This is a genomic window from Novosphingobium sp., from assembly GCF_019748365.1.
Taxonomy (GTDB): Bacteria; Pseudomonadota; Alphaproteobacteria; order Sphingomonadales; family Sphingomonadaceae; genus Novosphingobium.
The window spans coordinates 54,767-69,670 of sequence record NZ_JAIEPN010000188.1; the positions used below are offsets into that span (position 1 = coordinate 54,767).

12 protein-coding genes and 1 pseudogene are annotated in these 14,904 nt (G+C 65.7%); 5 read left to right on the plus strand and 8 right to left on the minus strand.

Going from position 1 to position 14,904, the window contains the following annotated elements:
• Positions 1-14 precede the first annotated feature (14 nt).
• The 3 genes from K5Q19_RS20435 to K5Q19_RS20445 form a co-directional block, all read right to left on the minus strand.
• Positions 15-1,379, minus strand: a complete 1,365-nt coding sequence (locus K5Q19_RS20435) for an FAD-dependent oxidoreductase (RefSeq protein WP_292949018.1) — start codon at positions 1,377-1,379, stop codon at positions 15-17.
• Positions 1,380-1,482: 103 nt separating this feature from the next.
• Positions 1,483-1,881 (minus strand): PilZ domain-containing protein, encoded by a 399-nt coding sequence (locus K5Q19_RS20440; protein WP_292949021.1) that lies wholly within the window; start codon positions 1,879-1,881, stop codon positions 1,483-1,485.
• A 190-nt stretch (positions 1,882-2,071) separates the two neighbouring features.
• On the minus strand, positions 2,072-2,770 hold the full coding sequence (locus tag K5Q19_RS20445; RefSeq protein ID WP_292949024.1) for a pirin family protein: 699 nt from the start codon (positions 2,768-2,770) through the stop codon (positions 2,072-2,074).
• A gap of 128 nt (positions 2,771-2,898) precedes the next feature.
• Here K5Q19_RS20445 and K5Q19_RS20450 point away from each other — a divergent pair, with 128 nt between their 5' ends.
• A complete protein-coding gene (locus K5Q19_RS20450) occupies positions 2,899-3,828 on the plus strand; it encodes a LysR family transcriptional regulator (RefSeq protein WP_292949027.1) in 930 nt (309 codons plus the stop codon).
• 3 nt (positions 3,829-3,831) lie between these two features.
• Here K5Q19_RS20450 and K5Q19_RS20455 read toward each other — a convergent pair whose 3' ends face one another.
• The gene (locus K5Q19_RS20455; RefSeq protein WP_292949030.1) at positions 3,832-5,025 is read right to left on the minus strand and encodes an acyl-CoA dehydrogenase family protein; all 1,194 of its coding nucleotides are present in this window, start codon (positions 5,023-5,025) and stop codon (positions 3,832-3,834) included.
• Positions 5,026-5,171: 146 nt separating this feature from the next.
• On the opposite strand from K5Q19_RS20455, the gene K5Q19_RS20460 reads away from it, so the two are divergent.
• Positions 5,172-6,446, plus strand: a complete 1,275-nt coding sequence (locus K5Q19_RS20460; protein ID WP_292949033.1) for a DUF3391 domain-containing protein — start codon at positions 5,172-5,174, stop codon at positions 6,444-6,446.
• On the opposite strand, the gene K5Q19_RS20465 is transcribed toward K5Q19_RS20460, so the two are convergent.
• Positions 6,422-8,077, minus strand: coding sequence for an FAD-dependent protein (locus K5Q19_RS20465; protein ID WP_292949036.1), 1,656 nt, complete (start codon positions 8,075-8,077; stop codon positions 6,422-6,424). The genes K5Q19_RS20460 and K5Q19_RS20465 overlap by 25 nt on opposite strands.
• A gap of 38 nt (positions 8,078-8,115) precedes the next feature.
• A complete protein-coding gene (locus tag K5Q19_RS20470; protein WP_292949039.1) occupies positions 8,116-8,430 on the minus strand; it encodes a PilZ domain-containing protein in 315 nt (104 codons plus the stop codon).
• A gap of 148 nt (positions 8,431-8,578) precedes the next feature.
• On the opposite strand from K5Q19_RS20470, the gene maiA reads away from it, so the two are divergent.
• Positions 8,579-9,217 (plus strand): maleylacetoacetate isomerase, encoded by a 639-nt coding sequence (maiA, locus tag K5Q19_RS20475; RefSeq protein ID WP_292949042.1) that lies wholly within the window; start codon positions 8,579-8,581, stop codon positions 9,215-9,217.
• Between the two features lie 35 nt (positions 9,218-9,252).
• The gene (locus K5Q19_RS20480) at positions 9,253-10,485 is read left to right on the plus strand and encodes a dipeptidase (RefSeq protein ID WP_292949045.1); all 1,233 of its coding nucleotides are present in this window, start codon (positions 9,253-9,255) and stop codon (positions 10,483-10,485) included.
• Here the strand turns inward: K5Q19_RS20480 and K5Q19_RS20485 are convergent.
• A complete protein-coding gene (locus K5Q19_RS20485; protein WP_292949048.1) occupies positions 10,482-11,957 on the minus strand; it encodes an exopolyphosphatase in 1,476 nt (491 codons plus the stop codon). The two genes, K5Q19_RS20480 and K5Q19_RS20485, sit on opposite strands and share 4 nt — an antisense overlap.
• Before the next feature lie 13 nt (positions 11,958-11,970).
• Complete coding sequence (locus tag K5Q19_RS20490) at positions 11,971-14,154, minus strand: RNA degradosome polyphosphate kinase (protein WP_292949051.1); 2,184 nt, start codon at positions 14,152-14,154, stop codon at positions 11,971-11,973.
• 487 nt (positions 14,155-14,641) lie between these two features.
• Here K5Q19_RS20490 and K5Q19_RS20495 point away from each other — a divergent pair.
• Positions 14,642-14,904: pseudogene (locus K5Q19_RS20495) on the plus strand (hypothetical protein); the annotation flags it as partial.

The following is a 14,904-nucleotide window of genomic DNA, read 5'->3' on the forward strand; positions in this document are numbered from 1 at the left end:
GCTTGGCCGCTCTCTCAGTGAATCCGCGCGCCCTGCCGCCTGAGTTCCGCCTGCACAGCCGCAATATCCAACTCGGCAAAATCGCGCCCCGTTTTCACCGCAACCGCCGCCGCCACGCCCGCGCCTTGCCCGGACACCGCGCAGCACATCATGTTGCGCACCGCCGCATGGCTCACCTTGTCACCGCCGATCACCCGCCCGGCCACCAGCAGGTTCGTGATCCCCTTCGGCACCAGCGAGCGGTAGGGCACGTGGAAATAGCGCCCCGTCGTCGGCAGGATCAGCAGGCCGTAGCCGTCGATGAATTCGGGGAAGATGCCGATCGAATCCTCAAAACGGCCTTCTCCGCGCACATCCTCGCCGGTCATGTTGTAGAGCGCATCGATCTTGCGCGTATCGCGAATACCCAAGGTCATGCCGAAGTTGCGCAGCTTGGCCTGCTCGCAGCCGGGCATGAAGCCGCGCAGCGCGGCGATGGCGTGCATCGCATCGCGGCGCCCGTGCATCTCGCCGCGCGTCAGGCTGTCGGGGTCGGTGCCGTCGAGGTAGTGGTGGACGAGATTGAGGTAGGTGAGGTCGCCCTGATCCGAAACCGTGCCCCAGGTGCCCGCAATCGTCGCAAGGTTCGGCGGCAGCAGCCCGGCGGCCAGCGCCTGCCGGAACGGCTTGCGCAGGAACGGGGAGAACATCGCGTCTTCCTTGCCGCTCGTCGTGATGTCCCATTCGCCGCCGCCGGACCAGTCGCCATATGTCTGCGGATCGGCCTTCACCGCCTCGATGAAGCGCGCCTTGTTCACCCCGCTCATTGAGAACATGACCGAAACCGACATCATCTCGTCGACCGGATGCTTGATCGTCGGTGCGCCGCCGCGATAGGCAAGATCGGCGTCACCGGTCGCGTCGATGACGCGGCTCGCAAGGATCGCCTCGCGTCCGGCCTTGCTCTCCACGATCACACCGCGGATCGTGCCGCCCTCCATGATCGGCGCCACGACCAGCCGGTGGAGCATCGGGATGACGCCCGCTTCCTCGACCAGCACGTCGGCGACATGCTTGAACGCCTCGGCATCCAGCGCGTGGCTGATCGATTGCGGCTCGGGCAGGGCGGCATCCATCGCCACCGCCCGGTCCTCGAACTCGCGGCCGATACCCTCGCTGTCGATGGTTTCGAGGTGGCGATACCAGGCAAAGCCTTCGACACCGACCTGAGTGATATTGCCGCCAAAGCAGCCGTAGCGTTCGACCAGCGTGGTCTTCACGCCCGCGCGTGCCGAAGCGAGCGCGGCGGCGAGGCCGCCCGGGCCCGAACCCACCACGAGCACATCGGTCTCATGGATCACGTCGATCCGGCGGGCGGGTTCTTCGATCTGTCTCGTCATGGCCGTGCAGCATGGCGCACGTGCGGAAGCGGTCAACCGGTGCGGAGCGCGCCGGTCGCCATTAAGCAAGTCTGATGCGGGGGTTCAGCGGGGGTGATGGCGATCAGACGCGGCGAATGCGCGAAGGATCGGTCATCGGGGTATAGACGCGGTGGCGGGTCTCGACTTTCCATTCGCCGGAAACCTGCGCGACATGCGCCTGCCGCTGCAGTGCACGGCCCAGCGCTTCGAAATCGAGCGGTGTATCAAGCTGCATGCCGAACGTGTGGCCGCCGAACCAGCGGACGATTCCGACAACTTCCTGTTCGCCCGGCAGCACCACCGTCACGCGTTCGCCGCGCACCGGTGCGGGTCCGCGTGCGCTGGCGCCGAGACCGGTGGCTGAGACGTTGCGGATCACGATATCCTGCACTTCGCCATCCCGATGCACCAGCCGTGCACGGATGATCCGTGGCTGGCGTTGCTCGCGCACAACCTGGTCAGTCGGTGGAATGGGAGCCATGAAAGACATCTACCGCACCATCACCTAGAAACTTGCCATGCAGCGCAAGTCGGCGCCTTCGAACCATAATGGACCAGGAACGGTAAATGATCCGTTATGGATGGTCTTTCAGTCATGCGCATTGCGCAATAATTCTGCCGATGAGGCTCGCGGGGAGCCCGGATCTGGTCCGAAGCTCCCCGCTTACTCGTCAGGCCGCGTCGACCATCACGATTTCGCTGTCTTCAAGCGCGGTCAGCGTCACCACGTCCAAATCGCGAATCGCCGCGCCGTCGCGGGCATTCACGGTCACGTCCTTGATTCTCACCGCGCCGGTTGCCGGAACCAGATAGGCCTTGCGGTCCTTTCCGATCGGGTAGCTGGCAGTTTCGCCGGCGCGCAAGGTGAGGCCCAGCACGCGCGCGTCAGTGCGGATCGGCAGGGCATCGCCGTCGCCTTCATAGCCCGAGGCCAGGGTTACGAACTGGCCGGCCCGCTCACCCTTGGGGAAAGGACGTGCGCCCCAGCCCGGAGCCTCGCCGCTGCGGGTGGGCATGATCCAGATCTGGAAGATGCGCGTGGTGACGTCCTCCATGTTGTATTCCGAATGACGGATGCCGGTGCCCGCGCTCATCACCTGGACGTCGCCCGCTTCGGTGCGGCCCTTGTTGCCAAGGCTGTCCTGATGGGTAATCGCGCCTTCGCGGACATAAGTGATGATTTCCATGTCGCGGTGCGGGTGGGGCGGGAATCCGGTCTTCGGCGCGATGGTATCGTCGTTCCACACGCGCAGGTTGCCCCAGTGCATCCGCGCCGGATCATGGTATTCTGCGAACGAGAAGTGGTGCTTGGCATCGAGCCAGCCGTGGTTGGCACCGCCGAGGCTCGAGAAGGGGCGAAGTTCGATCATGGTCTTGTCTCCTGTCCGGCGCCGCCGGCCGGGAAGGGCGGGGCGCCTCTGTTGGAGCCGATATAGCGCTTGCCCGCTTTCCTGTTCAGTGGGATAAATTGGACCGATTTGTTCTATGGAGCCGAACGATGGCCAATCCCGGCACCCCCACGCTCGATCAGTTGCGCATCTTCCTCACGATTGTCGATACCGGCAGCTTCGCCGGCGCCGCCCGCACTTTGGGCCGGGCGGTTTCGGTGATCAGCTACGGCATTGCCAATTTGGAAGCCCAGCTCGGCGTTTCCCTGTTTGACCGCGAGGGCACGCGCAAGCCGCAGCTCACCGTGGCCGGCCGCGCGCTCCTTGCCGAAGCCCGCACCATTGCCCAGGGCGTCGATGGTCTGCGCGCCAAAGTGAAGGGCCTGCTCGATGGGCTGGAAGCCGAAGTCGATCTCGCGGTCGATGTCATGGTCCCGCCCGAGCGGCTGGCCACCGTCCTGCGCGGGTTTGCCTCCGAATTCCCGACCGTCCAGCTCCGGCTCCATGTCGAGGCACTCGGCGCGATCAGCGCAATGGTCCTCGCGCGCACCGCCACCATCGGCATCTCCGGTCCGCTCGCCGCCGAAGTGCCCGAGATCGACGGCAAGGTCGCGGGCGCCACGCTGCTTGTCCCTGTCGCCGCGCCCGATCACCCGCTTGGTCGGATGACCGAGATTCACCCCGGCGCAGGGCGAGACTACATCCAGCTCGTCCTTTCGGACCGCTCGGGCACGACGGCAGGCCGCGATTTCGGTGTTGTCAGTTCCAAGACCTGGCGGCTTGCCGATCTCGGCGCCAAGCACGCCCTGCTGCGCGAGGGGATTGGCTGGGGCAACATGCCGCTGCCGATGATCGAGGGCGATCTGGCCGCAGGTACGCTGGTCCGCCTCGCCATGCCCGATCACCCAGGCGGCGCCTATCGCTTCACTGCGATCTGGCGCCGCGATACACCCCCCGGGCCCGCCGCGCGCTGGCTGCTCGATCAGTTCGTCGCGCTTGGCGTGCCCGATGCGGAGGCCTGCAACACGCCGGATGTGTGAGGCTCAGCCCACCCCCGCGGCAAAGTCTTTCAGCATCTGCTTGGCGATCACCAGCTGCATGATCTGCGTGGTGCCCTCGTAGATGCGGTAGATGCGCGCATCGCGGAAGAAGCGCTCGGCCTCGTACTCGGCCAGATAGCCCGCCCCGCCGTGGATCTGCACACAGCGATCCGCCACGCGGCCGCACATTTCCGAAGCGAACATCTTGAACGCAGCGGCTTCCATCAGGATCTTCTGCCCGGAATCGGCCTTGGCGATGGCATCGCGCATCATGCACTGCGCGGCATAGATTTCGGCCTGGCTGTCTGCCAGCATCGCCTGGATCAGCTGGAACTGCGCAATCGGCTCACCAAAGGCCTTACGCTCATTGGCATAGCGGATCGCCGTATCGAGGAACCGCCGCGCCTGCGCCGTCGCGGCCGCACCGACTGATAGCCGCCCGTTGTCGAGGCTTTGCATGGCAGTCGCAAAGCCCTTGCCTTCCTCGCCGCCGAGCAGCGCGTCGCCGGGCACGAAGACGTCCTCAAGGATGATATCGCCAATGTGGCTGCCCTGCTGGCCCATCTTCTTGTCGGACTTGCCGCGCGTCACCCCCGGCGTATCGAGCGGCACGAGAAACGCCGAGACATGGGCGTTGCGCGGCAGGTTCTCCTTCGAGGTGCGCGCCATGATCAGCCCCACTTTCGCGTAGGGCGCATTGGTGATGTAGCGTTTGGTGCCATTGAGCACATAGCCATTGCCCGATCGTACCGCCATGGTCGCAAGGCCCGCCGAATCCGAACCCGAACCCGGCTCGGTCAGGCCAAATGCCGCGATCTCGCCCGCCGCAAGTCGTGGCAGCCATTCGGCCTTCTGCTCGGCCGTCCCCGCGTTCTTGATCGCCGAACAGACCATGCCGATGTTGATCGAGATGATCGAACGAAACGCCGGCATGGCATAGCTGATCGCGTGGATCGTCTCGATGTACTGACTGATGCTCATGCCCGCCCCGCCGTATTCCTCGGGCATGGTCAGACCAAACAGGCCCATGTCGCGCATCTCGGCCAGGAGGTCCTCGGGGATGGCATCGCCCGCGATCACCTGTGCCTCGGCCGGAATCAGCCGCTCGCGTACGTAGCGCTGCAATTGTTCGAGAAACTGCGCGAAAACGTCAGGGTCCATGCCGGCATTGACGGTGGCGCTCGGCGCATTGTTCATCAGGTCACCCTCGTGATTGTCTTGTCTTTCCAACGCTAGCCAAGATTTCGCGGCAGGGAAATCACCCAATGCATTCACGTATCAGGGAGAATGCGTATCTCCCAAGTCAATTGGTTGCAGCATCATCGGTGCATTGAGAATGCGCCATGCTGAAACGCGTCGAAACCTCCGAGCTCCGACTCGGCATGTTCATCCAGAGGCTGGAAGGGAACTGGTTCAGGCATCCCTTCTGGAAGAGACGCTTTGTGCTCCAAGAGCTGTGGATGCTCGAAGCGTTGCTGGCTAGTTCGGTCCGAACGGTGATCATCGACACCGAACGCGGGCTCAACAACGTGCCCGAGCGCGAACCGGTCATGGCCAGCGCGGCACCGCTGCAACAGCTGCGCGGCATGCCATTGATTGCGCCGCGCCCTGCTGCCAACAAGTTTGCTGCAGCCCGTGTCGCCACAGCGAAGGAATTCGGCACCGCGCGCAAGATCGCCGAGCGCCATTCGAAGCTTGTCAGCCGCGTCTTCCTCGAAGCTCGCCTCGGTCGCGGTATCAGCGCGCGCACGGTCGATCCGCTGATCGACGATATCTACGCTTCGGTTCAGCGCAATCTCTATGCCTTCAACGGCCTGCTGCGCTGCCGCGAGGACAGCGAGGAGACCTACCGTCACGCGCTTGCCACCAGCGCGCTGATGATCGCGCTTGCGCGGCAGATGAACCTCTCTGCTGCCGAAACGCGCGAGGCGGGGATGGCCGGTCTCCTCATGGATATCGGCGCCAATCAGGAAACCGGCGGTCCGCCTCATCCTGAGGACGAATGGTCGGGCATTACAGCAAATCCCGAAACGGATTTGCATTGCCAGCATGTGCTCGCCGGGCATGCCTTGCTGAAGGCGGCAGGCGATATTCCGGAGGCCGTGCTCAAAGTCTGCATGCGCCACCATGAGCGGCTTGATGGCTGCGGCTATCCCAACCGCTTGTCAGGAGACCAGATAGACCAACTCTCGCGAATGGCGGCGATCTGCGACACCTATGATCTCCTCGTTGCGGGCAAGGATCACCGATCCGGCCTCGATCCGGCCCAGGCGATCCGCCATATGGGCGAGTTTGGCGATGGCCTCGATCCTGTAATCATGGCCAATTTCATCGACATGGTTGGCATTTATCCGATCGGCGCTTTCGTGGAATTGCGCTCTGGCCGTATCGCGATGGTGGTTGATGAAGACCCGACCGAACGCGCCTTGCCGACCGTCCTGACCTTCTGGTCAAAGCCACTGGGCAAGAAGGTGAAGAGCGAGGTGATCGCGCTTTCGCAGTGCTACGGTGCGGACGAGATCGTTGGCATCGCGCAGTTGAACGAGCTCGATCTGCCAACGCTTGGCTCGCTGCGTGAAGCCCTGCTCAGCGCCTATGCGCGCGAGTTTGCGGGCTGAAGCTTCGAACTTTGGTCTAGCAGGTCCATCGCCAGCGCTTCAGCCACGCGGATGCCGTCGACCGCGGCCGAGAGAATGCCGCCCGCATAGCCCGCGCCTTCGCCCGCCGGGTAAAGTCCCTGCGTATTGAGACTCTGGAAATCGGCCCCGCGGGTGATCCTCACCGGCGACGAGGTGCGCGTTTCCACGCCCGTCAGCACCACGTCCGGATGGTCATAGCCCGGCATCTGGCGGCCGAACACGGGCAGCGCCTCGCGCATCGCGGCGATCGCAAAGTCCGGCAGGCACTGCGCCAGATCGGTCGGCGTCACCCCCGGCTGGTACGAAGGCGTGATCGAACCGAAGCTTGTCGAAGCCCGGCCGGCCAGGAAATCGCCCAGCTTCTGCCCCGGTGCGCGGTAGTTGCTGCCGCCCGCCACATAGGCCAGCTCCTCCCACTTGCGCTGGAAGGCGACGCCTGCGAGCGGCCCGCCGGGATAATCGCGCGCGGGGTCGATATCGACGACGAGGCCCGAATTGGCATTGAACTCGGCGCGCGAGTACTGGCTCATGCCATTGGTGACCACGCGCCCGGGTTCGGAGGCCGCCGCCACCACGCGCCCGCCCGGGCACATGCAGAAGCTGTAGACCGACCGGCCAAGGCTCGTCTGGTGCGCGAGGCTATAAGCCGCCGGACCAAGGATCGGATGCCCGGCACCCGGGCCATAGCGCGCCACGTCGACCAGCCGCTGCGGATGTTCGATGCGCACACCCACGGCAAAGGGCTTGGCTTCGATGTGAACGCCCGCGCTGTGCAGCACGGCAAAGGTATCGCGCGCCGAATGGCCCACCGCCATGATCACGCGCCGCGCGGCAAGCACTTCGCCGGTGGAAAGGACAAGCCCTTCCAGTTGCCGCTCGCCGCGCTCGTCCTTGCCGATGACGAAGTCCTCGACCCGCGTCTCGAAGCGGTATTCGCCGCCCAGCGCCTCGATCGTCTCGCGGATCGACATGACCATTGTCACCAGCCGGAACGTGCCGACGTGGGGATGTGCTTCGGTCAGGATCTCCGGCGGAGCGCCCGCTTTCACGAACTCGGTCAGCACTTTGCGGCCAAGGTGGCGCGGGTCCTTGATCCGGCTGTAGAGCTTGCCGTCCGAGAACGTACCCGCACCGCCTTCGCCGAACTGTACGTTGGATTCGGGTGTCAGTTCGCTGCGCCGCCACAGCCCCCAGGTGTCCTTCGTCCGCGCCCGCACCGCCTTGCCGCGCTCGATGATGATCGGCTTCAGCCCCATCTGCGCCAGGATCAGCGCCGCGAGCAGTCCGCAAGGCCCCGCGCCGATCACCACCGGGCGCGGACCCTGCCAGCCTTCCGGCGCCATGATCGGGAAGCGGTAACCGGTGTCAGGAGTGGGGCGGACATGCACATCACCCGCATGGCGCGCCAGCACGGCCGCCTCGTCGGTCACGCTCGCATCGATCGCATAGACCAGCTTGATCGCCGACTTGCGCCGCGCATCATTGCCGCGCTTCGCCACGCTGTAGCGCAGCAGGGCGGCAGGCTCGATCTCCAGCCGCTCGGCAATCGCGGCTTCGAGCTCGGCAGTGGTGTGATCGAGGGGAAGCTTGAGTTCGGTGAGGCGAAGCATTCCTGTCCCCTACTCACTGCAGGGGCGGCTTGAAAGCCTCAGTGCATATGGCCGGCAACAATCGCGTCGAACACGGCTTCATGCAGCGGTTCGGCAAAGGCGCAGCCGGCCTCGAAGCGGTCGACCCAGACCACCTTGGCCTGACGCGGCGGCAGACCGGGGAGAGTGATCCACACGCTTTCGCCCACGCGCAGCCGTTCCATCCCGGCCAGGCGCAAGCCGTGGCGCGAAAGGTCGAGGATCTGCGCCGCCAGCCGCACGATCGTGCGCCGATACTGCACGCGCACCATCAGCGGGCGACGCTCTGACTGGCGCTCCTGCTGCGGGCGTTGCTCGGGCATTTCGGCGGACATGCGTGCTCCCGGTGATCTGTCCGGAATGAACAGACACGCTGGATATACATCCGGAATGACTACGATTCATTTAATTCGATAGAAATGATGACAAGTGGCGGATTTGCTGGCTAATCGGCTTCGCGCGCGGCCTGGTTGGGGATGTCGGATGAACCTTGTGCTCCACACTTACTGGCGCTCTTCGGCCGCGTGGCGGGTGCGCACCGTGCTTGCGCTCAAGGGTCTGGCCTGGGAAGCCGTGCCCCACGACCTGCGGATCAATGAGCAGACCGCCGCCGATTATGTCGCGCGCAATCCGCAAGGGCTCGTGCCCGCGCTCGAAGTCGATGGCGCCGTCCTCACCCAGAGCCTTGCGATCATCGAATATCTCGAGGAACGCTTTCCGGAGCCGCCGCTGCTGCCCGCCGATCCGCTCGAGCGTGCGCGCGTCCGTGCCTTTGCCCTCGCCATCGCCTGCGATATCCACCCGGTGCAGAACTTGCGCGTGCTGCGCATGCTGCGTGCGCGGGGGCTCGATCAGGCGGCGGTCGATGCCTGGGCGCGTGAGGTGATGGAAGGCGGGCTTGCGGCTTGCGCCCAGCTCATCGCGGAGCGCAGCGGCCCGTTCTGCTTTGGCGAGGCGGTCACGCTGGCCGACGTCGTGCTGATCCCGCAGCTCGCCAATGCCCGCCGCTTCGGCGCCCGGACGGACTTTCCCCGGCTGGAAGCGATCGAGGCCCATGCCCTCGCGCTCCCGGCCTTTGCTGGCGCTCTGCCTGCCGCCCAGTCCGACGCCGATCCCGCCTGATTGACATTCGCCCCGCCAGCGCGAAGGTTGCCGGCATGAGAACCAGACCGCTCCTGCTCGCCGCGTCCGCCGCCCTTGCCCTGCTTGCCGCCGGCCCTGCGCAGAGCGCACCGAAGAAGGCCGCAGCCGATCCCGCCGCCGTGCTCCAGCAGCGCATGCTGACGCTCGACTCCCACCTCGATACGCCCGCCTCGCTGGCGCTGCCCGGCTGGTCGATCATGGATGCGCACACGGTGGCGCAGGATTACACGCAGGTCGATCTGCCGCGCATGAAGCAGGGCGGGCTCGATGGCGGCTTCTGGGCGATCTACACGCCGCAAGGTCCGCTCGATGCGGAATCCACCCGCAAGGCGCGCGATTTCGCGCTGCTGCGCGCGGCGGCCATCCGCGAGATGGTCGCGGCGCACCCGGAAAGCTTCGCGCTTGCCAGCAAGGCCGCCGATGCCGCGGCGATCAAGGCCAGCGGCAAGCGCGTGGTCTACCTCTCGATCGAGAACGCCTGGCCGCTCGGCGATGATCCCACGCTTCTGCGCAGCTTCCATGCGATGGGCGTGCGCATCGCCGGCTTCGCGCATTTCCGCACCAACCAGTTTGCCGACAGCTCGACCGACAAGGCCAAGTGGGATGGCCTCAGCCCGCTTGGCGTCCAGCTGCTCGCCGAAATGAACCGCCTCGGCGTCGTGCCCGATCTCTCGCACAGTTCGGACCGCACGCTGGATGATGTGCTGCGCCTGTCCAAGGCACCGATCGTGCTCACGCATTCGGGCTGCAAGGCCGTGTTCGATCACCCGCGCAACATCGACGACGCGCATCTGAAAGCGCTCGCCGCGGCGGGCGGGGTCATCCAGATCAATTCGGTCTACGTGAAGGGCGTGAAGCAGAGCGCAGAGCGCGAAGCCGCGATGAAGGCGCTCGAGGCAAAGTACCCCGAGGACAGGAAGCTGACCGCCGCCGAACGCCAGGCCATGCTCGCCGAGCGCCACGCGATCGACGCGAAGTATCCGGAAGTGCGTGCCTCTTTCGATGATGTGATGGCCAATCTCCTTCACGCCCTCAAGGTCGCGGGCGTCGATCACGTCGGCATCGGCCTTGATTGGGACGGCGGCGGCGGTGTGATCGGCCTTGAGGATATCGCCGACCTGCCGAAGATCACCCGGGCGCTGCTCGCTGCGGGCTATAGCGAGGCCGATGTCGCCAAGATCTGGTCGGGCAACGTGCTGCGCGTGCTAGCGGCCGCAGAGGCGGAAGCGGAGCGCGAGAAGAGCTAGCGCACTTCCGGCTTTAACCCCAGGTGCGCGGCAAGGGTCTTGAGATCGCGCTCGACACCTTCGTTCACCAGCACCGCAATTTCCGGCTGCACGGCGAGCACCAGCGCGGAGTCCTCCACGCGCAGCGCGCTGCCGCTGATCCCTTGCGCGGTATTGCCGCTGAAGCGCCGGCACAGCCGCGTGGCAAAGCCCCAGGCCTGCGCCTCGCGCAGCTGTTCGGGTGTTGCCAGCAGGCCGAGATCAGCAGGCAGATCGGAGCGTCCGGTGTTGGCGATCATCGCGGCCGCCAGCATCGCGCGGTCTGCCGGACGCGCTCCGATCCAGCGCTTGCGCAGCGCCCATTCCCGCGCGAGATCGCTGCGCAAGTTCGGCTCGACCATCGCGGTGGCAAGGCACAGCATCGTCGCGGTGAGCCGCAGATGCTCGGTCCCCGCAGCCGCACCGGGCAGCCGCGCCGCCCCGGTCCAGCCGGTCACCATCGCTGCTGTCCCGGCTGAAATGCCGTATTCGGTGGCAAAGGCGGCTGCACCCGCCACCAGCGGGTCCTGCATCCGCACGCCGGGCGCCATGCGGTCCCACAGCACACCTTCGCGCAGGCCCCAGGAGGAAAACACCAGCCGTCCCGGCTGCAACGCCCGGATGAGCACGAAGAGCAGCGCCGCGGTATCGGGCAGCGCGGCCAGGCGCGAGCTTGAAAGCCCCGGCACCGGCAGCAGCGTTTCCGGCTTGCGCTTCGCCAGTGCTTTGGCAAGCGCCTGCGCCTGCGGTGCGGCAATCTCGAAGCCGTGCGGATCGTCGATCGGCCAGCCGGACATCGTCATGGCATGCCGCGCAAACGCGCGCAGCGAACCACCCACAAGATAGAGCGTCGAGCCGGGCGCTGCCCGCCAGTCCGCGCGCTTGAGCATCTTGGCGATGGTCTGCCCGAACGCGCGCTCACCCCCCGCGCGCAAGCCAGGCAGGCGCAGTGTGCCGAGCGGTAGCGACGTGCCATGCCGGCAGCCATCTGCGTCGACATCGACGAGTTCGAGGCTGCCCCCGCCAAGATCGCCCACCACGCCCTGCGCGCCCGGAAATGCCCCCATCACGCCATGCGCGCTGGTAATCGCTTCCTCCTCGCCGCTCAGCAGCCGCGGGGATAGGCCGAGCGCGCGGATCTGATCAAGGAACTGCGCGCCATTCGCCGCATCGCGCGAGGCCGCCGTTGCGACGACATCGATCTCGGTGATGCCCTTGAGATCAAGCAGCGTGCGATAGCGCGCAAGGCTCGCCAGCGCTGCAGCCATCGCACGCTGGCTCAGCTTGCCGTTTTCCGCCACGCCCTTGCCCAGCCGCGCGGTTACCTTCTCGTTGTGCAGCACATCGGGCGCGCGCGCCGGTCCGCCATAGATGACAAGGCGCACCGTGTTCGATCCGATGTCGATGATCGCGCGCGTGGGCACATAGGCCGAGGTTCGGGTGAAGCGGGTCATGCCACCTGTGGCCTCACGCCGGCGAGGTCCCGCCGCGCCGCAGGGCCAGCTTGGGCACCTTGCGGCCCTTGCTCAGCGCCGCGCCGCGCCCGGAAAGCGAGGGGTTGGTCATGAAATAGCGGTGGACGTTGAAGGGCTTCGGGCCCGGTTCGGCCCGGTGGTAGGTGCCGTCCGGCTCGAGAATCCAGCTCTGTTCGGTATCTAGCAGATTGGCGAGCATGACCTGATCGAGCACCTGATCGTGCACCGTCGAATTCTTGATCGGCACCAGCACCTCGACGCGCCGGTCAAGGTTGCGCGACATGCCGTCGGCCGAGGAAATGAACACCCGCGCGCGGCGGCCCGGCAGTGGCGCGCCATTGCCGAAAGCCCAGATGCGGCTGTGCTCAAGGAAGCGCCCGATCACCGACTTGACCCGGATCCGCTCCGAAAGCCCCGGCACGCCCGGCCGCAGGCAGCAGATCCCGCGCACGACGAGGTTGATCTCCACCCCGGCGCTACTCGCGGCATAGAGCCGGTTGATCAGCTGGCTGTCGGTCAGCGCGTTGAGCTTGGCCCAGATCGAAGCCGGCTTTCCGGCTTCGGCAAAGGCGATCTCGCGCTCGATGCATTCATAGAGCTTGCGGCGCACGCCGATGGGCGCGATCGCGAGCATCTCGGTCGCCTTGGGCTCGATATAGCCGGTGATGAAGTTGAACAGCAGGCCCGCGTCGCGCCCGAACTTCGGGTCCGCGGTGAAGAAGCTGAGGTCGGTGTAGATGCGCGCGGTCACCGGGTGATAGTTGCCCGTGCCGAAGTGGCAGTACGTGCGGTAGCCATCGCCTTCCCGGCGAACGACCATCGAGACCTTGGCATGGGTCTTCCAGTCGACAAAGCCGTAGATCACCTGCACGCCCGCGCGCTCGAGCTGGCTCGCCCAGTGGAGGTTCTGCTCCTCGTCAAAGCGCGCCTTGAGCTCCACCACGGCGGTGACTGACTTGCCCGCCTCGGCAGCAGCGATCAGCGCCGCGATCACCGCCGATTGCTTGCCGGCGCGGTAGAGCGTCTGCTTGATCGCGACCACGTCCGGGTCGGAGGCCGCCTGCCGGAGGAAATCGACCACCACGTCGAAGCTCTCGAACGGGTGGTGGATCACAAGGTCCTTGGTGCGGATCGCGGCAAAACAGTCGCCGTCATGCTCGCGCACGCGCTCCGGATAGCGCGGGATATAGGGCTCGAACTTCAGTTCCGGCCGGTCGGTATCGACGATCACCGAAAGCCCGTTCATCGCGAGGAGGCCGCCCGCCTTGATCACCATCGCATGGTCCAGCCGCAGCTTGTCACGCAGCAGGGCTTCGGCTTCGGGATCGAAGTTTTCCTGCACCTGCAGCAGGATCACCTTGCCGCGCCGCCGCCGCTGGATCGCGGTGCGGAAATAGCGCACGAGGTCTTCGGCGTCTTCCTCGACTTCGATGTCGCTGTCGCGCAGCACGCGGAAGGTGCCATGGCCCTGGATGCGGAAGCCCGGAAAAAGCTTGCCCGCGCCGCGCAGGATCAGTTCCTCGATGCTGATCCAGCAGGCCGGCGCGCCCGGCAGGCGCACGAAGCGCGGCAGGGCCGGGGGCACGAGGATCATCTCGGTCACCGGCTCGCCATCGGCCTGCCGCACCAGCGTGAAGAGAATGCCCGTGCCCTGGTTGTTGATGAAGGGGAAGGGGTGCGCCGGATCGATCGCCTGCGGGGTGAGCGCCGGGAAGACATGCTCCTCGAAATAGTGCGCCATCCAGTCGGCCTGCGCCTTTTCGAGCTTGCGGGCGCCGACGATGCGGATGCCTGCGCTGTCGAGCTGTGCGGTCAGGTCGGCAAGGATCGTCTGCTGCGCGCGCACCAGTTCCTCCACCCCGCGGTAGGCCGCGTGCAATTGCTGGGTGGGGGTGAGCCCGTCGATCGAAAGCTCGTCGATGCCCTGGCGCACTTGCGCGGCAAGCCCCGCGACGCGCACCATCATGAATTCGTCGAGGTTGCTGCCCGAGATCGAGAGGAAGCGCAGCCTCTCCAGCACCGGATAATTGGGGTTCTGCGCTTCGGCGAGCACGCGGCGATTGAACGCCAGCCAGCTCAGCTCACGGTTGAAGAAGCGGTAGGCGGGCGGTGCGGTGGGCGGGGCGGGGGTGCTCGCGTTTGCAACCGCGCCCGCCGCCGTCTGCGGATCATCCATGTCTATTGTCCCCCCCAGCATCTGCCGGTTTGCGGCGGATTCCAGCGCGGAATGGTGACCGATTGCTACGGAGCGATGACATGCTAGCGGCATAGCACGAGGCGGGGCGGACCATGCAAGGGGTGCGGCGCCCTTATGCCCGACTGGCAGATGTGGGGGGACGTCGTTTCACAAGGCCATTCGGAGCCGCTCGCACTGCGCGCGCCCCTCGGTGATGTTCCTCGAATCAATGTCTACTCATTTCATCGACATTTTACCTCACCTGGGCGCGTGCTCATTCTCTACTGCATGAGTTGAGATAACTTCTCGGCACGGCTCGAGGGCGGATCGCAGGGCGGAGGGGCGCCGGCAGGTATGTCGGTGGAACCAAAAGCTTCGCTTTTCCGTCCCCAAGTAGAACTCCAACGTCTATCTAATTGATTGAGTTTAGTGACGACCCGACGCCGAGGGGGCAGCCCCAGGCATGACGCCAACGGGAGTACAAAAGATGACCACTCGCGCCACACTTCCTCCTATTCGCCGCCGCGTGGTCCTTGCCGGTGCATTGGGCCTTGGCCTGCTGCTTGCCGGCTGCTCGGGCGGGGGAGCCAAGTCGGGCGCGGTCGAGCTGACCAATGTCTCCTACGATCCCACGCGCGAGCTCTATCAGGCGATCAACCCGGCCTTTGCCGCATTCTGGAAGCAGAAGACCGGCAAGGACGTCACCTTCCGCATGAGCCATGGCGGCTCGGGCAAGCAGAGCCGCGCGAT